This is a genomic window from Streptomyces sedi, from assembly GCF_006335015.1.
Lineage (GTDB): Bacteria > Actinomycetota > Actinomycetes > Streptomycetales > Streptomycetaceae > Streptomyces > Streptomyces sedi.
The window spans coordinates 100,255-117,883 of record NZ_VDGT01000014.1; the positions used below are offsets into that span (position 1 = coordinate 100,255).

The 17,629-nt window shown below is 76.2% G+C and carries 11 protein-coding genes; 8 read left to right on the plus strand and 3 right to left on the minus strand.

Annotation, left to right across the window (positions count from 1 at the left end):
- Positions 1-510: 510 nt before the first annotated feature.
- The 3 genes from FH715_RS18770 to FH715_RS18780 all read left to right on the plus strand — a co-directional run bounded on the left by FH715_RS18770 (position 511) and on the right by FH715_RS18780 (position 7,619).
- Positions 511-2,013, plus strand: coding sequence for a hypothetical protein (locus FH715_RS18770; RefSeq protein WP_139646913.1), 1,503 nt, complete (start codon positions 511-513; stop codon positions 2,011-2,013).
- Positions 2,010-2,885 carry a hypothetical protein gene (locus FH715_RS18775; protein ID WP_139646829.1) on the plus strand — a complete coding sequence of 292 codons (876 nt, stop codon included), beginning with the start codon at positions 2,010-2,012 and terminating at the stop codon, positions 2,883-2,885. Before FH715_RS18770 ends, FH715_RS18775 begins: the two co-directional genes overlap by 4 nt.
- A 90-nt stretch (positions 2,886-2,975) precedes the next feature.
- Positions 2,976-7,619, plus strand: coding sequence for a hypothetical protein (locus FH715_RS18780; protein WP_139646831.1), 4,644 nt, complete (start codon positions 2,976-2,978; stop codon positions 7,617-7,619).
- Here the strand turns inward: FH715_RS18780 and FH715_RS18785 are convergent.
- Positions 7,514-7,903, minus strand: a complete 390-nt coding sequence (locus FH715_RS18785) for a hypothetical protein (RefSeq protein WP_211367707.1) — start codon at positions 7,901-7,903, stop codon at positions 7,514-7,516. The two genes, FH715_RS18780 and FH715_RS18785, sit on opposite strands and share 106 nt — an antisense overlap.
- Before the next feature lie 269 nt (positions 7,904-8,172).
- Between FH715_RS18785 and FH715_RS18790 the strand changes: the two genes are divergently transcribed.
- Both FH715_RS18790 and FH715_RS18795 read left to right on the plus strand, forming a co-directional pair.
- Positions 8,173-10,578, plus strand: coding sequence for a sensor histidine kinase (locus tag FH715_RS18790; protein WP_139646833.1), 2,406 nt, complete (start codon positions 8,173-8,175; stop codon positions 10,576-10,578).
- A gap of 112 nt (positions 10,579-10,690) precedes the next feature.
- A complete protein-coding gene (locus FH715_RS18795; RefSeq protein ID WP_139646835.1) occupies positions 10,691-11,140 on the plus strand; it encodes a roadblock/LC7 domain-containing protein in 450 nt (149 codons plus the stop codon).
- 236 nt (positions 11,141-11,376) lie between these two features.
- Here FH715_RS18795 and FH715_RS18800 read toward each other — a convergent pair whose 3' ends face one another.
- Entirely contained in the window at positions 11,377-12,108 is a 732-nt protein-coding gene (locus tag FH715_RS18800) for a M15 family metallopeptidase (protein ID WP_139646836.1), read from the minus strand.
- 147 nt (positions 12,109-12,255) lie between these two features.
- Here FH715_RS18800 and FH715_RS18805 point away from each other — a divergent pair, with 147 nt between their 5' ends.
- Both FH715_RS18805 and FH715_RS18810 read left to right on the plus strand, forming a co-directional pair.
- Positions 12,256-14,277, plus strand: a complete 2,022-nt coding sequence (locus FH715_RS18805; RefSeq protein WP_139646838.1) for an acetoacetate--CoA ligase — start codon at positions 12,256-12,258, stop codon at positions 14,275-14,277.
- A 32-nt stretch (positions 14,278-14,309) separates the two neighbouring features.
- Entirely contained in the window at positions 14,310-15,026 is a 717-nt protein-coding gene (locus FH715_RS18810; protein WP_139646840.1) for a hypothetical protein, read from the plus strand.
- 55 nt (positions 15,027-15,081) lie between these two features.
- Here FH715_RS18810 and ptsP read toward each other — a convergent pair whose 3' ends face one another.
- Entirely contained in the window at positions 15,082-16,818 is a 1,737-nt protein-coding gene (gene ptsP / locus FH715_RS18815) for a phosphoenolpyruvate--protein phosphotransferase (protein ID WP_139646843.1), read from the minus strand.
- Between the two features lie 130 nt (positions 16,819-16,948).
- Here ptsP and clsA point away from each other — a divergent pair, with 130 nt between their 5' ends.
- Positions 16,949-17,557: a cardiolipin synthase ClsA gene (gene clsA / locus FH715_RS18820; protein ID WP_139646845.1), complete on the plus strand. Its 609-nt coding sequence runs from the start codon at positions 16,949-16,951 to the stop codon at positions 17,555-17,557.
- The last annotated feature ends 72 nt before the right edge of the window (positions 17,558-17,629 follow it).

Sequence of the window (17,629 nt, forward strand, 5' to 3'; positions counted from 1 at the left end):
CTCCGGGGGCGCGGGGAACTGCGCGAGCAACCTCCCACCTGCCTGCGGGTCGCCCACACCCCTTCCCCGACGCGGCCCTTCGGGGGCGCGGGGAACTGCGCGAGCAACCCCCACCGGCTGAAGGCTCGCCGCCTCCCCTTCCCTGACGCGGCGCTCCGGGGGCGCGGGGAACTGTGCGAGCAACCCTCACCGGCCCGAGGCCGACGCCCCACCGCAAGTCCCGGCTCGGCTGTCGCCCCGCACACCACCGACCGCACACCACCGACCGCACCCCACCCACCACCAGCCGCATGACAATCGCCCCCCCACGGCCGTCGTTGGCCAACCCCCGCGCCCCCGCGGACAACCCAGGCATCCGTGCCGAATCAAGCGTTGTCGGTGGCACCGCCTAGGGTGTGCCTCGTGACCGTACCCTCACCCAACGGCAGCACCACCACGCCGGCCCCGCCGGGAGGAGCCGCGCCGGCCGCGCCGGCCCCGCCGGGAGCAGCCGCGCAGGCACCGCCCCCGGTGCCCGCGTCCGCGTCCGCGTCCGCGAGACCCGCCCCCGGCCCCGCGGCCGACGAGGGCCTGGCGCGCCGCCTGCGCGCCCTCGCCTGCACTGCGCCGCTGCACGACCTGGACACCCGCAAGGCCAACCTGGCCGGGGAGTACGCCCGTTACGCGATGGCCGAGGTCGCGCTCGCCGCCATCGACCTGGTCACTCTCGCGATGGACTTCGACACCGGCGCCGAGCAGGAGCAGGTCATCGCGAGGCTGCTGCCGAGGATCGCCGCCCAGGCGCCGGGCCGCCCGGTCGCCGAGCACCGCCGCGTCGCCCGCTGGGTCGTGGACAACCTGATCAACGTCGGCAGCGTCGACCGCGGCTTCCGCGCCGTCTACGGCACCTTCGGCGCGGACGGCGAATACACCCGCAGGGACTACGACTTCAAGCTGATCGAGGAGGTCCAGGGCCCCGGCGGCGCGGTCTATCTGCGGACCACGGACGAGGCGGTCAACGTCCTGGTCGGCGCCCTGGACACCGACGTCACCAGCGCCCAGATCGCCGCCGAGGTCAAGTTGGAGGTGCTGGTCAACAGGGGCCGCCTCGCCGACGCCCAACTCGCCGCCGAGCAGGCGCGTTACCGCACCGTGCAGTACGCGGAGACGCTGCGCCGCACCCTGGACTCCACCCGGCGGGACGTGCGCGCGGTCGACTGGCTGCACACCGTGCCCGACATGGTCGACGAGGCGCTCGACCACATCGCCGACCGCTACCGCCACGAGAACGCGATCCTCACCCACATCCGGCACGCCAGGGATGAGGCGGTCGACTCCGACCACAAGCTGCGCGCCGCAGAGTTGGTGGACATCGTCCGCGACTGCATCCGGCGCCACACCCAGCTCCAGTCCCGGCTGCTGGAGGCCGGCCCGCTCTTCCGCGCGGAGCAGGACCGCCAGGCGTTCGCCGCCCCGGCCGCCCGCGCCGGGACCGACCTGTACGGCCAGCTTCTCGCCCCGCTGCTGCCGACGCCCGTCGCGGAGGCGACGCGGGTGACCGACGCCTGGTTCGCCCGGGGTACCGGCCCGCGCCCGCCGGGCGCCGTCCGGCTGACCGACCTCGTCGAGCAGCTGCTGACCCCGCCCGCGCCCCGCGAGCACCTGGGCGCCGAGCTGCCCGAGCCGGACCTGGTGGCGACCCCGGACGACAGCCGGTTCAGCGAGGCCCAGTTGGAGTCGGCGACGGAGCTGCTGCGGCTGCCGCCCGACGCCCCGCGCCGGCTCTCCGGGCTGCTCGCCGACGCCCGCGCCCGCGACCCCGAGCTGCCGCATCTGATCGCGCTGTTGGCGGCGCACGCGGCGAGTCCGCCGGTCGGCACGGCCTACCGGCAGGGCGAGCGGCGGCTGCTGTTCGCCGTGGACGACGGCACGCCGCTGACGGATCAGGACTTCGGCGGCGCCGACCTCGTCGTCGGCACCGCCCTGCTGGACGCGGCCGGTATGGCCGCCGCACGCACGGAGGAGAACCGTTGAGCATCCCGCCTCCCAGCACCGCGCCCACGCCCCAGGGGCCGCCGGCCGCGGTGCCGCTCACCCCGGCCGACGCCGCCGACGCGGCCCGGCTGGTCTCCTTCGGTCTCCAGCCCAAGCTGCCGCCCGCCAGGGACGCCGACTACGCGGCCCTGCTCCGCCGTTACCAGGAGGAGCCGCCCTTCGCCCGGGTCGCCGACGCGGTCGCCGGCGGCCTGGGGCTGGTCGTGCTGGAGGTCTCCCCGCGCGCCGGGATGGCGGTGGCCGCCGCTGAGGACTCGGTCTTCGCCGTCCGCATGGGCGAGTACGCGCGCCGCGCCACCGCCGAGACCACCGACCGCTTCCTGCACGGCCTGGCCCATCTGGCGGTCGCCGCGCTGGCGTTCCCCCGCCCGGCGGATCTCGCGGACGACGACTACCTGGGCCGGATCACGGTCAACGGCGTGGAGTCCTTCGTCCGCCACGCCTGCGAGCGGCTGGCCGAGCGCGCCGCCGAGCGCGGGGAGAACACGGACCCCGCCAGCGAGGAGCCGGGGCTGGAGGCGGCCTGGCGGGTCTATGTCCGGCGCAGCGCCACCGGCGCCACCAAGGACGCCCGCCGGCTGGCCGGTTCGACGACCGGCATCGTCGGCAAGGCCGTCGCCTTCCTCGCCGACTCGGGTTTCCTGCACCGCGTCGGCGACGAGCAGGGCGGCACCTACCGCACCACCCCCCGCTACCAGCTCCAGGTCCGCGAGCTGGCGACCACGGCCGCGCTGACGGAGCTGACCGACCTCGGCCTGGTCCCGGTCAGCGACGGCTCCGGCACCCTGTTGCCCGGCGACCCGGACGCCACCGACCTCGCGGACGGCGCCGGACTGCCGTTCCACCGCTGAGCCCCGCACCGCCACCCCTTCCCGCCGTTCCACCGCCGAGCCCGCACCACCACCGTCCCCACCACGTAGAAACGCACGAGAGTCGCCGCCATGTACGAGCTGTCCCGGGTCCGCCTCTACTCCATCGGCCCAGCCGGTGCCCGCTACGCCGACACCGTGCTCGACCTGCGTGGCGTCGGCGCGCCCGTCCCCGAACCGGCCCCCGCCCAGGCGGACTTCTTCGAGGACGAGCCGGTCGGGCCGCCGCTGCGCCCGGCCCCCGCCGGCGTCCTCTTCCTGGAGAACGGGGGCGGCAAGTCGGTGCTCCTCAAGCTGATCTTCTCCGTGATGCTGCCCGGCCACCGCAACACCCTGGGCGGCGCGAGCTCCGGCGTGCTGCGCAAGTTCCTGCTCGCCGACGACTGCGGCCATGTCGCCCTGGAGTGGCAGCACACCCGCACCGGCGAGAGCGTCGTCGTGGGCAAGGTCAGCGAGTGGCGCGGTCGCCAGGTGTCGAACGACCCGCGCCGCTTCGCCGAGGCGTGGTACTCGTTCCGCCCTGGCCCGGGGATGAGCCTGGACTCGCTGCCCGTCGCCGAGTCCACCGCGCTGCGCCGCCCCGAGTCCGGCGACGGCAGCTCGGGGGCGCGCGGCCGGCGCCGCACCATGAAGGGCTTCCGCGACGTCCTCACCGAGACCGGCCGCGCCTACCCGAACCTCGACGTCGTCTGGGAGGAGATCCACGAGCGCTGGATCGAGCACCTGGGCCGGCTCGGCCTCGACCCCGAACTCTTCCGCTACCAGCGGGAGATGAACGCGGACGAGGGCGAGGCCGCCGGCCTCTTCGCGGTGAAGAACGACGTGGACTTCACCGACCTGCTGCTGCGTGCCGTCACCGATCCGAGGGACACCGACGGCCTGGCCGACCTGGTGCACGGCTTCGCCGACAAGCTGGGCCGGCGCGCCGAGTTGACCGCCGAGCGCGACTTCACGGCCGGCTCCGTCGAGCTGCTGGGCCGGGTCACGGAGGCGGCCGGCGAGCGGGAGTCCGCCCGTTCGGTCCACTCGGCCGCCGAGCACCGGGCGCGCGGGCTGACCCGGCGGCTGACGGCCAGGGCCGAGCGCGAGCGGGGGCTGGCCGCCGAGCTGGCGGAGAGCGCGGACAGCGGCGCCGAGGCCGTCGCCGCCGCCGAGGACGCCCGGGCCAGGGCGGCTCGCATCACCGCCGAACTCGCCTTTCGCCACGCGTCGTTGGCGTTGGCCGCCGCCGAGCAGGCGGCCACCGCCCAGCGCCGTGAGCTGACCGAGGCCCGCACCCGACAGGCCGCCTGGCAGGCCGCCGAGACGGTGCTCCAGCACCGCGCCGCCGCCGACCGCGCCGCGCGGGTCGCCGCCGCCATCCAGGAGGCCGAGCGGGACGCGGCGCCCGCGCTGGCCGCCAGGTCCAAGGCCGCAGCCGCGCTGGTGCGCGCCCTGCACACGGCGGCCGAGCGCGGCGAGGCCACCGCCGCCGAGCACGAGGAGCGCTCCGCCGCCCTCGTGGGCCAGGCCCAGACCGCGCACCGCGACGCCACCGCCGCCGCCACCGAGGCGCAGCGCGCCCGCAGCGAGGCCGAGCATCTGCGGCAGCGCTTCGACGAGGCCGAGCAGGAGATGGCGGAGGCCGTCCGCGCGGGTTGGCTGGAGGACGGCCCGGGCGCCGACCCGGCCGCCGCCGCGCTCGCCGCCGCCGACGCCTCCCGCGCGGCGGTCGCCGCGTTCGAGACGGCGCGGATCGCCGCCACCGGCGCCGCCGAACGCGCCGGTGAGCTGGCCGGCGAGCGGGCCTCCGCCGAGCTGGCCGCCGCCCGCGCCGCCGACGCCGCGCAGGCGGCCGAGGCCGCACTGGCCGCGGAACGCGCCACCGCCGGCTCCCTGGCCACCGAGAGACGTCTCGCCGAACTACTGGGCGTGACCGAGGAGTTGACCGTCGCCGACCTCGACGGGAACGCGGAGACCCTGGCCGGGCTGCTCGACGACTCCCTGGAGACGACCGAGCGCCGACTGTTCTCGCTGCGCACCGAGGCCGCCGACGACGCCCGCATCCTCGCCGCGCTCGGTGACGGCGGCCTGCTGCCGCCCGGTCCCGACGTGCTGGCCACCGTCGAGTTCCTCGGCGAGCACGGCGTTCCCGCCCTGCCGGGCTGGCGCTATCTCGCGCAGGCCGTCGACCCGGCCGACCACGCGGCGGTGCTGGCCGCCCGGCCCGAGCTGGTCGACGGCGTCGTCATCACCGACGTGGACAGCCACGCCCGTGCCCGCGAGGTGCTCGCGGAGGCCGCGCTGCTGCCCCGTTCCGCCGTCGCCGTCGGCACCGCCGCCGCGCTGCTCGCCCCGACCCCGCCGCCCGGCGGCGCGGACAGCGGCATCTTCCTGGTCCCGCCCAACCCGGCGATGCACGACGAGCGCGCTGCCGACGACGAACGCCACGCCCTGCGCGCCCGCGCCGGCGAACGCGACGGCGACATCAGGACGTTGGCCGCCCGCGTCACCGGCGACCGGGCGCTGGCCGCGCGGCTCGCCTCCTGGCGCGCCGGCTGCCCGGCCGGCCGGCTCGGCGAGCTGGGCGCCACGGCCGAGCGCACGGCGGCCACGGCGGCCGAGGCCGAGGCGCGGCTGACGGCGCTGGTCGCCGAGGCCGACGAGGCGGCGGTCGCCGCCACCGAGGCCACCGACGCCAGGGACGCCCGGCAGGAGGCGGCGCAGCGCGCGGGCCGCGCCGCCGACGCGCTGGTCGGCCTCGCCTCCCGGCTGCGGGAGCGCGGCCGTTGGCGGACCCGGAGCCGGGAGCTGGCTGCCGAGGCCGCCGACGCCGAGGCCCGCGCGGCCGAGCTGCTGAACGTCGCCCAGACCGCCGACGAGGACCGCCGCGCCGCGCAGCGCGCCGCCGACGACGCGCGCCGCACCGCGCACGCGCTGCGCGCCGAGCGCGCCGAGGTCTCCGGCGCCCCCGACGACGCGGACCTGGGGGCGCGGCCCGGCGCCGAGACCTCGCTGCCCGCGCTGCGCGAGGCGTACCGCTCGGCCTCCGGGCTCTACGAGAAGGTCGGCGTCGGCGCCGACCTGCGCGCCGAGCAGGCCCGCGCCGAGGGCGACGAGTCGGCGGCCCGCGCCGCCCTCGACCGCCTGAGCAACAAGGTCCGCACCCGCGCCGCCCGCCTCCTGGACGACTCGGAGGGCGCCGACGGCCCGTCCCGCCGCGCCGCGGCGGAGCGCGCCGAGGCGCAGGTCCACGCGCTGGAGGGGCGTTCGGCCGCCGCCAGCGAGCGTCTTGGCCGGTTGCGCGGCGAGGCCGAGCGGCTGGCGCCGGCCGAGGGCGACGCCCACATCGCGCTGCCGGAGGACCGCGTCCCCGAGGACGCGGCGCGCGCGGCCGAGCTGCTGCGCGCCGCCGAGGCCGAGCTGGCGGCCCGCGAGGAGGAGTTGGCCGAGGCCGAGACCGCCCACCGGGCCCTGGCCGAGCGGCACGCCCGCGCGGTGCGCGCCGCCGAGGGCTTCGCCGAGAGCGCCGCCCAGCTCGGCGACCAACTCCGCGACCCCGGCGAGGAGTCCGACGAGGCGCCGGCCGCCCCCGAGCCCTACCCCGGCGCCATCGACGAGGCCAGGTCGGCCGTCGGCGACGCCCGCCGGGCGCTGCGCGCCGCGGGCTCCGGGCTGGCCGCCGCCGAGTCCGCCGTGCGGGACGCCTGCGACCAGCTGGTGCGGCACGCCAACGCCAGCCGCTACGAGCAGGTCCGCACCCCGGCCCGCACCCAGATCAGGGAGCTGCCGGCCGCCGCCCTGCCGACCCACGCCGCGGCCTGGGCGGAGGCGTTCGCGCCCCGACTGCGCGTGCTGGGCGACGAGTTGACCCAGCTGGAGCGGAACAGGGACGGCATCGTCGACCGGCTGCGCGGCCTCGTCGAGTCGGCGCTGGCCACCCTCCGCTCCGCGCAGCGGCTCTCCCGGCTGCCGGAGGGGCTGGGGGAGTGGTCGGGGCAGGAGTTCCTGCGCATCCGCTTCGACGAGCCCGACCAGGCCACGCTCACCGAGCGCCTGGGCGAGGTCGTCGACGAGGTGACCCGCGCCGCCGTCCGGAAGAACACGGACCTGCGCCGGGACGGCGTCTCCCTGCTGCTGCGCGGCACGCACGCGGCGATCAGCCCGGCGGGCGTGCGCGTGGAGATCCTCAAGCCGGACGCCGTGCTGCGCGCCGAGCGGGTGCCCGTCGGCCAGATGGGAGACGTCTTCTCCGGCGGCCAGCTGCTGACCGCCGCCATCGCCCTGTACTGCACGATGGCGGCGCTGCGCGGCAACGACCGGGGCCGCGACGGCCACCGGCACGCAGGGACGCTCTTCCTGGACAACCCCATCGGCCGCGCCAACGCCACCTATCTGCTGGAGCTGCAACGCGCGGTCGCCGACGCCCTCGGCGTGCAACTCCTCTACACCACGGGCCTGTTCGACACGACGGCGCTGGCCGAGTTCCCCCTGGTCATCCGGTTGCGCAACGACGCGGACCTGCGCGCCGGGCTGAAGTACATCAGCGTCGAGGAACATCTGCGCCCCGGGTTGCCGCGCACCGACGAGGAGTCGGAGCCGGTGCACGGCGAGGTCACCGCCACCCGCGTCTACCGCAGGCCCAACACGTCCCAGTCGCCGGCGCCTTCGGAACCCTCCGTCCCCTCGGCGCCCGTCGAGGCGTCCGACGCGGGCGCGGCGCCGCCCCTGCCCTGACGGCGCGCGGCCTTCCTCGCGGCCCGGCGCTCGGCGCGCCGGGCCCTGGCGTTGGCCCGCGCGACGCTGCTCGGCACGGAGACCACGCCGTTCCGCTGCCGCCAGGACTGCGAGGTCACCCAGATGTCCAGCACGGACCAGGTCGCCACCACCGCGCTGAGCAGTGTCGATATGGCCATCGGCAGCACCAGCCAGGAGCCCGCGAGCAACGCGAGCAGCATCACCACCAGCTGGCAGAGCGTCAGGGCGATGATGATCACCGCGCGCACGGCTGCGGTGCGCACGGGATCGGGAAGTCGGGGTCTCGCATACACGCCGCTGGGCCCCCTGCACGGTGAGATGCGCGGATATGTCCTCGGGTGACCATGGTAGAACGCCTTGCGCCTCCGCCGGCCACGGACCAGGATGAGGCGCCCACCGGGTCACCCCATCATGGCGGGAGTGCGCACCGGGCGGGCCCGCCGGCCTGACCGGTAGTAGGCTCGCGCTGTCGACACGTTGACACGTGGACACCCATCGCGTGCGGAGCGGCCGGGCACAGCAAGGGGAGGGTATGCGCGTTCGCGGCAAGACGGTCCCACGCAGGGTCTGGACGCTGGTGTTGGTGCCGCTCCTGTCCCTGCTGCTGGTCTGGGCGTTCACCGCGGCGCTCACCGTCTCGGCGGCGCTCGACGCCACCGACTCCTCCTCCGCGGCCGACCGGCTCACCGCCCCCACCGAGGAGTTGATAGCCGCCCTCCAGCGGGAGCGGCGCGACGCCGTCGTCTATCTCGCGGACCCCCGACGGGCCGACGCGCTCGACGCGTTGGACGCCGCCAGGGCCGAGACCGGGGTCGCGCTGCGCCGGCTGTGGCGGGCCACCGACGACGCCGAGGGCGGCCTCGCGGGTGCGGCCGAGAGCCGACTCGCCACGCTGCGGCGGACGTTGGGCGAGCTGGACCGGCTGCGTGGCCAGACCGACAGCAACACCATCCCGCTCTCCGGCGCGTTGGACGCCTACAGCGACCTGACCGCCTCGGCGCTGCGCTTCCGCGCCGCGCTGCCCCCGGCGGAGAACGCCTCCGGCCAGCGCCACGCCAGCGCGGTCGCCGGGCTGCGCCAGGCCCGCGAGTTGATCTCCCAGGAGGACGCGCTGGTCGCCGGCGTCCTGGGCACCGGCCGCGGCACGGAGACCGAACGCCGCGCGCTCACCGACCTGATAGCCGCCCGTAACGCGGTCTACGCCCAGTCCGTGCCCGACCTCCCGCTGGACGACCGGCAGAACCACGACGGCTTCTGGGACAGCGGCACCGCGCGCATCCTCGCCGAGGCGGAGCAGCAGCTGGCGGGCGATCTCGGCTCCCCGCTGCCGGGCCACTGGCAGCAGAGCACCTTCGACGTGCTGGAGGGCACCGGCGCGCTGATCGCCGAGGCCGACGGCCGGCTGGCCGACCGCCTCGACTCCTCCCACACCCCGCTGGTCGTCCGCGCGGTGCTGGCCGGCGGGTTCGGCCTGGCGCTGGTGGCGGGCGCGGCCTGGATCGCGGTGCGCGGGGCGCGTTCCCTCACCCGCGACCTGACCGACCTGGCCAGGGAGGCGACGGACGCGGCCGAGGTGCGGCTGCCCGGCGTCACGCGCCGCCTGGAGGCGGGTGAGCACGTCGACATGGAGACGGAGGCGCCCCGCCTGGAGTACGCCGAGGACGAGATAGGCCGTATCGGGCGCTCCCTGAACACCCTGCAACGCGAGGCCACCTCGGCGGCCGTCGAACGTTCCTACACCCGGCGCGGGGTCTCCGAGGTCTTCGTCAACCTGGCCCGCCGCAACCAGGTGCTGCTGCACCGCCAGCTCCAGCTGCTGGAGACGATGGAGCAGCGCAGCCAGGACAGCGAGGCCCGGGTGGACCTGGTCCGCCTGGACCACCTCAGCACCCGGATGCGCAGGAACGCCGAGGGCCTGGTGATCCTCTCCGGCGCCGCGCCCGCCCGCCAGTGGCGCAAGCCGGAGCATCTGAGCGAGCTGGTGCGGGCCGCCGTCGACGAGATCGAGGACTTCGAACGTGTCGAGATCCGCCGCCTCCCACCGCTGGTGGTCGCTGGCGGCGCGGTCGCCGACCTGGTGCAGCTGGTGGCCGAACTCCTGGAGAACGCCACGGTGTTCTCGCCCCCGCACACCGCGGTCCAGGTCTCGGGCGAGCGCGTTCCGCACGGCGTGACCCTGGAGATCCACGACCGGGGTCTCGGCATGACGCCGGAGGCGCTGCGCGAGGCCAACCGGCGGCTGTCGGAGATCACCGAGTTCCAACTCTCCGACACCGACCGGATCGGGCTGTTCGTGGTGGCCAGGCTGGCCGAGCGGCACCACGTCAAGGTCGCGCTGCGCGAGTCACCCTACGGCGGCACCACCGCCGTCACCCTGATCCCCGGCGAACTGTTGTCGGAGGCCCCCGAGGGCGCGCCGGTGCGGGAGCGCCTCGCCTCGGGCGCGGGGCGGCCGGCGCTGCTGGACGGACCGGTGGACGGGCCGGTCGAGTTGGAGGCGGCGGTCGACCCCGAGGGCGACATCGGACGCCCCGCCGGCACCGAGGAGCACGCCGCCGAGCACCCGGGCGCCCGCCCGGCGCCCGGCGGGCGGCGCCACGCGGCGCCCGTGCTGGTCGCCGACCACGGCCGGCCGGTCCCGCCGCCACCCGAACGGGGCGGCGCGGGCGCCGGCGCGTCCGAACCCGAGCGCCCGGCGCGCGAGGGAGTGACGGGCGCCGGCCTGCCGCGCCGCGTGCGCCGCGCGGCGCCGGCGCCCGAGACCCCGGCGCGCGCCACCGGCGAGCCCGGCGGCCACCCCGACCCGGAGGCCGTGCCCGAGGTGGACGCCGACGAGCTGCGCAGCCGGCTGGCGGCACTGCAACGCGGCTGGCGGCGCGGCCGGCAGCAGACGGAGCCGGACGGGGAGGACGAGCCGCCGCCGGCCCCCACCCCCTGAGGACCGGCCCTCTGGGGACCCGCCCCTGGGGGACCCCGCCCCGAGAGCCGTCGCCCGCCCGCCACCGAGCCACGCGGCAACCGAAGAGACGTCAGACAGAAGGACAGGACGCATGACCGTACCCGAGCCCACGCCCCCCGGCCCCGCCGAGCGGAAGGGCCAGCCGGCTGCCGAGTCCCTCGACCCCCTGCTGGACGAACTGGTGACGCGGGTGCCCGGCATCCGCCACGCCCTGCTGCTGGCCGCCGACGGCCTGGCGCGCGGGGCCTCCAGCGCCCTGGGCCGGGAGGACAGCGAGCAACTGGCCGCCGTCGCCTCCGGGTTCCACAGCCTGGCGCGCGGCGTCGGCCAGCACTTCGACACCGGGACGGCCCGTCAGACGCTGGTCGAGCTGGACGAGGCGTTCCTGCTCGTGACGGCGGCCGGATCGGGCAGCGCGCTGGCCGTGCTGACGGACCCGGAGGCGGAGGTCGGTCAGGTCGCCTACGAGATGGCCATGTTGGTCAAACGCCTCGGCCCGCTGGTCGCCGTCCCGCCGCGCCGCCCTCGCACCACCCCCTGAACCGCCTTCCTCTCCGCACCGGAACCGGTACCGGGAGCGCTTTCGGCCCCTTTTGCCCGGGACTCGGCCACTGATTGTCGCGAACGGGTGACAAAGCCGGGGAAGGGGCGAACCAAGGTCGCGAAAGTGGCGTCCAGATACAGGGACGGCGGGTTCCGGGACCGACGGGGGTGGCTCCGGGACGCCGCCGTCACCGTTTTCGGCGGTGACGGTCAACCACCCGCCGGCGTGCGCCCTCACCCGGTCCGCAACTCCTCCCGGTTGACGGGGAAGTCGAAGCGCCGGTCGGTGTGGGGCTCCTCGTCGAGGCTGAAGTGCCACCACTCCGTGTCGATCGGCGAGAACCCGCGCGCCTCCATCGCCTCCCGCAGCCGTTCCCTCGCGCGCCGCTGCCGCTCGTCGGGCTCGGTGGAGTCGGGGTGCGAGGCCGGGTCGAAGAAGTCGAAGCCGGTGCCCATGTCCACCTCGCGGCCCTCGGGGTCCAGCAGCGTCAGGTCGACGGTGCCGCCCCTGCTGTGGCCGGAATGCTCGGCGAGGTAGCCCTCGTCGAAGAGCCGCTCCTTGGGCACCCGCGGATAGAACTCCTCGCGCCGCTCGGTCGCCGACGGGTCGTCGGCCCACCGCAGGAAGTGGTCCACGGCGCGCTGCGGCCGGTAGCAGTCGAAGACCCGCAGGCCGGAACCGTCCTCCCGTTCCAGGTCGCGCCGCACCCGTTCCAGGGCGCGTGCCGTCTCCTCGGCCAGCAGGCACTCGGCCTCCTCGTAGCCGTCGATCGGCTCGCCCACGAAGTTGTGGTCCCCGGCGTACCGGATGTCCTGCTCGATCCCGGGCGCCACGTCGCGCAGCGCGACGAAGTCCGCCGGCGCGTGAGCCGACCGCTCCGGCGCGCGCGTCGGAGCGAGCACGCCGGCCAGGGCGGCCAGCGCCCCCACCGCCAGCACGGCGGTCACCACGCGAAGCAGGCGCATCCTTCAGCAGTACCAGGGCTCCGCACGCCCCGAAAGCCGGTGCGGGCGTTGGCCGGCCGTTCGGGTGCCGCCACACTGGTGCCGACCGTGGCGAGCTGAGATCGTCCCGGTAGCCCAGCGCCAGTGTCGTCGCCCACGGAGCCGCCCATGACCACCGAAGACCGCGCCCCCGAGCCCCTGTGGCGCCCGAGCCCCGAGCGGGTGGCCGCCGCCCGGATCAGCCGCTTCCACGCCCGGGCCGCCGAGGACCACGGCGCCCCGCCGCCGACCGGTGACCCCGGGACCGACTACGCGGCGCTGCACCGTTGGTCGGTCACCGACCTGGAGGCGTTCTGGCGTGCCGTCACCGCCTTCTTCGACGTCCGCTTCGCCACCGAGCCGTCGGCGGTGCTCCAGGACCCGAGGATGCCGGGCGCCCGCTGGTTCCCCGGCGCCACCCTCAACTACGCGGAGCACGCGCTGCGCGGCCCGGCGGACGGGCGGGACGACGCGCCCCCCGCGCTGCTCGCCCTGGACGAGGAGCTGAACGAGCGCGCGGTCGGCTGGCGTGAGCTGCGGCACGCGGTGGGGGCGCTCGCGGCCTCGCTGCGCGAGCTGGGCGTGCGCCCCGGCGACCGGGTGTGCGGCTATCTGCCCAACGTCCCCGAGGCCGTGGTGGCGCTGCTGGCCAGCGCGGCGGTGGGCGCGGTCTGGACCTCGTGCGCCCCGGACTTCGCGGCGCGCAGCGTGCTGGACCGCTTCCAGCAGGTCGAGCCCGTCGTGCTGTTCGCGGTGGACGGCTACCGCTTCGGCGGCCGGGAGCACCGGCGCGCCGAGACCGTGGCGGAACTGCGCGCGGGGCTGCCCTCGTTGCGCGCCGTCGTCCATGTGCCGCTGCTCGGTGAGGCGCCGCCGGAGTCGGCGCTGGGCTGGGACGAGCTGACGGCGGGCGAGGTCGAACCGGTCTTCGAGCGGGTGCCGTTCGACCATCCGCTGTGGGTGCTGTACTCCTCGGGCACCACCGGGCTGCCCAAGGCGATCGTCCAGTCCCAGGGCGGCATCCTGCTGGAGCACCTCAAGCAGGTGGGCCTCCACCTCGACCTCGGGCCGGGCGACCGGCTGTACTGGTACACCTCGACCGGCTGGATGATGTGGAACTTCCTCGCCTCCAGCCTGCTGACCGGCACCACGGCCGTGCTCCACGACGGCGCCCCGGCGCAGCCGACGGCCGACGTGCAGTGGCGGGTCGCCGCCCGCGTCGGGGCCACGGTCTTCGGCACCTCGGCGGCCTACGTCACCGCCTGCGCCAAGAAGGACGTCCACCCGGCCCGCGACCTGGACCTGTCGGCGACCCGCTGCGTCGCCACCACCGGTTCGCCGCTGCCGCCCGACGGGTTCCGCTGGCTGCACGAGGAGGCCGGGGAGGACCTGTGGATCGCCTCGGTCAGCGGCGGCACCGACGTGTGCAGCTGCTTCGCCGGCGGCGTGCCGACGCTGCCCGTGTACGTGGGGGAGCTCCAGGCGCCCTGCCTCGGCACCGACCTGGCGGCCTGGGACCCGCACGGCACCCCGCTGATCGACGAGGTGGGGGAGCTGGTGGTGGGCACCCCGATGCCCTCGATGCCGGTGGGCTTCTGGAACGACCCGGACGGCGCGCGCTACCGGGAGAGCTACTTCGAGACCTACCCGGGGGTCTGGCGCCACGGCGACTGGATCACCCACACCTCGCGGGGCGGGGTGGTCATCCACGGCCGTTCCGACTCCACGCTCAACCGGCAGGGCGTGCGGATGGGGTCGGCGGACATCTACGAGGCGGTCGAGCTGCTTCCGGAGATCGCCGAGTCGCTGGTGATCGGCGTGGAACGGCCGGACGGCGGCTACTGGATGCCGCTGTTCGTGGCGCTCGCGGACGGCGCGGTGCTCGACGGGGCGCTGCGCGAGCGGATCGCCGCCACGATCCGCGAACGGCTCTCGCCGCGCCATCTCCCGGACGAGATCCTGGAGATCCCGGGGGTGCCGCACACCCGCACGGGCAAGCGCCTGGAGGTGCCGGTCAAGCGGCTCTTCCAGGGCGTCGCACTGGAGCGGGCAGCCAATCTCGGCGCCGTGGACGACCCGGAGCTGCTCCGTTTCTTCGCCCGCCTCGCCCACGAGAGGGCGACTGTCAGTGACGGCCGCTACGGTGAGTGACCAGTTGTTGGTTCGACCGTGAGGTGGGCGTCATGAGCTGGTTCGAGGGATTCGCGGGGGCGGGGGACCCGGGAGCCGGGCGGTCGAGGGACCGCCGCCCGGGGCGCGGGAGGCGGCGCCCGACCGGTGGCCGGCGGGAGGAGCGGCGCCGGCCGGCGCCGTCCCGGCCGCCGGGCGCCCGGCCGGAAGGGGGGCCGCCGACCCCGGCCGACCACCCGCGCTACGTCTGGGACCGCGGCGTCCGCCTGCTGGCCGAGGCGGGGCGTTGCCCGCGCTGCGGCGTCCCGCAGCGACGCTGCGCCTTCGCGCGCGCCGCCGGCCTGCTGCGCTGGCTGCTGGAGCGGGCCGGCCCCGGCGAACACCACCTGGTGTGCAGCGTGCTGCTGCCCGACGCCACGCTCAGCGCCAGCCTCGGCGTCGAGCCCGCCGCCTCCTCCGGCGGCAGGGCCTACGGGGAGGAGGAGGCCGCCGTCTTCTGCGCGGTGCTCGCCGCCGGCCTGGTCAGCGGCGCCTCCGGCGGCCTGGTGCTGCGGACGGCCGAGGAGCCCCCGCGCCAGTCGGTCCGGGGCTGGCGGCTGACGGCCGGGCGGCTGCTGCCGCTGAGCGAGGCCCAGGTCTTCGCCGCCTACTGCACCGACCCCACCTCCGGCGAGCCGCTGCCCCCCGAGCCGGACGTCGACTACCGCGCCTCCCCGAGGCCGCCGACCGGCGCCTGCCCCGGGCGGCGCGAGGAGGCCACACCGGGCTGAGCCCCCGAGGGCGCGCCCGAGGCGTGAGCCCCGCGGGGCGCCTCCCCGCAGGGGCTCACTCCCCGGAGAGGACCCCGCGCGCCGCCGCCCGCGCCTCCCGCGCCCCCTCGGCGGCGCGCGCCGCCTCGGCCGCCCGGCGGCACTGCGCCAGCGTGTGCCGCGCCAGCGTCGCCCGCACCTGCGGGATGGCAGCCGCCCCCATCGACAGGCTGGTCACCCCGAGTCCGGTCAGCACGCAGGCCAGCAGCGGATCGGCCGCCGCCTCCCCGCACACCCCGCACCCCTTCCCCGCGTCCCCGGCGGCCCGCGCCGCCGACGCCACCAGGTCCAGCAGCGCCGGCTGCCACGGGTCCTGCCAGCGGGAGACCGCCCCCACCTGCCGGTCGGCGGCGAACGCGTACTGCGCCAGATCGTTGGTCCCCACGGAGAGGAACTCCACCTCCCGCAACAGCGACCGCGCCCGCAGCGCCGCCGCCGGCACCTCCACCATCGCCCCCGGCGACGCCGCCAGCCCCGCCGCCCGGCACGCCTCGGCGAACGCCCTGGCGTCCGCCCGGTCGGCCACCATCGGCGCCATCACCTCCAGATGCACCGGCAGCCCGGCCACCGCCTCGCCGAGCGCCGCCAACTGCCCCGCCAACACCTCCGGATGGGCCAGCAGCGCCCGCAACCCCCGCACCCCCAGCGCCGGGTTGGGCTCCGTCGCCCCCGACGCGAGAAAGGCCAGCGGCTTGTCCGCCCCCGCGTCCAACACCCGCACCACCACCCGCCCCTCGGGGAAGGCCGCCAGCACCTCCCGGTAGACCCGCGTCTGCTCCGCCACCTCCGGCGGCCGTTCCCCGCCGGAGAGGAAGAGCAGCTCCGTGCGGAAGAGCCCCACCCCCTCGGCCCCCGCCGCCACGGCCGCCGGGACGTCCGCCGGACCGCCGACGTTCGCCAGCAGCGGCACCCGGTGCCCGTCCGAGGTGGCCCCAGGCCCCTTGGTGTTGAGCACGGCCGCCCGCCGCCGCGCCGCCGCCTCGGCCAGCCGCTCCCGCCGCGCGGCGTCCGGCTCCACCACCACCTCCCCCGTGGAGCCGTCCACCGCCACCACCGTCCCCGAGGCGATCCGCCCCACCCCCTCCACGGCCACCACCGCCGGCACCCCCAACGCCCGCGCCAGGATGGCGCTGTGGCTGGTCGGCCCGCCCTCCTCGGTGACGAACCCCAGCACCAGCGAGGTGTCCAGCAACGCCGTGTCGGCGGGCGCCAGATCCCGGGCGATCAGCACATACGGCTCGTCGCTGTCCGGCACCCCCGGCGTCGGCAGCCCCATCAGCCGCGCCACGATCCGGTTGCGCACGTCGTCCAGGTCGGCGACCCTTCCGGCCAGATAGTCGCCGGCGCCGGCCAGCAGCGCCCGGTAGGCCGCCAGCGCGTCGTGGATCGCCCGCTCGGCGCCGCTGCCCACGCTGATCCGCCGCTCGGCGTCGGCCAGCAGCTCCGGGTCCTCCGCCATCAGCGCCTGCGCCTCCAGCACGGCCTGCGCCTCGCCGCCCGCCAGCGTGCCCCGCGCCCGCAGGTCGGCCGCCACCGCCCGCACGGCCCGCCGCGTCCTGGCCAGCTCCCTGGGCGCGTCCGCGGGCGTGACACGCCGCGCCGGCGGCTCGACCACGCCCGTTCCCATGTGCCTGACCTGCCCGATCGCCACCCCGTGGCTGACCCCGACACCCAGCAGTCTGGTCTCCGTCACGCCCGTTCCACCCGCCTCGCATCGGCTGCCCGGCGCACCCGCCGGGGCGCCCGAGGTCATCGAACGGCGCCGCCGACCCGTCGTCAAACGCCCCTGACCTCCGGCGCGTCCCCGTCGTGCCCGATGTCACCGCCGCCCGGTAGGGTCTGAACGCGTTGGCGACGACACGGTGCGATGGGGAGGCTTCCGGGTGGAGGTCCAGGAGACGCGGGTGCAGACGGACCGGATCTGGACGATTCCCAACGTCCTGAGCATGGCCCGCCTGCTGGGTGTGCCCCTCTTCCTCTGGCTCGTGCTCTCCCCGGTCTTCGACGGCCCCAACAGGGACGGCTGGGCGCTGCTCGTCCTCTTCCTCAGCGGCGTCAGCGACTACCTCGACGGCAAACTCGCCCGCCGGTGGAACCAGATCAGCGCGCTCGGCCGCGTTCTCGACCCGGCCGCCGACCGGCTGTACATCCTCTCCACCCTGGTCGGCCTCACGTGGCGTGAGGTCCTCCCGCTGTGGCTGACCGCGCTGCTCCTGGCCAGGGAGCTGATGCTGCTGGTGATGGTCTGGCTGCTCGACCGCCACGGCTACGCCCCACCCCAGGTCAACTTCCTGGGCAAGGCCGCCACCTTCAATCTGATGTACGCCTTCCCGCTGCTGCTCCTCAGTGACTCAAGTGGTGTGCTCGGGTCACTCGCTGCTATTTTCGGATGGGCGTTCGCCGGCTGGGGTACAGCGCTCTACTGGTGGGCAGGGATCCTCTACGTGGTCCAGGTCCGCCGTCTTCTCACGGTGGATGCCACGCCCGACTGATGTGCCCTGGCAGCGTCGCGGGGGTCCGGAGCCCGTACGTGTCGCACGCAATCCGGGGAGCCACCCCGGGCC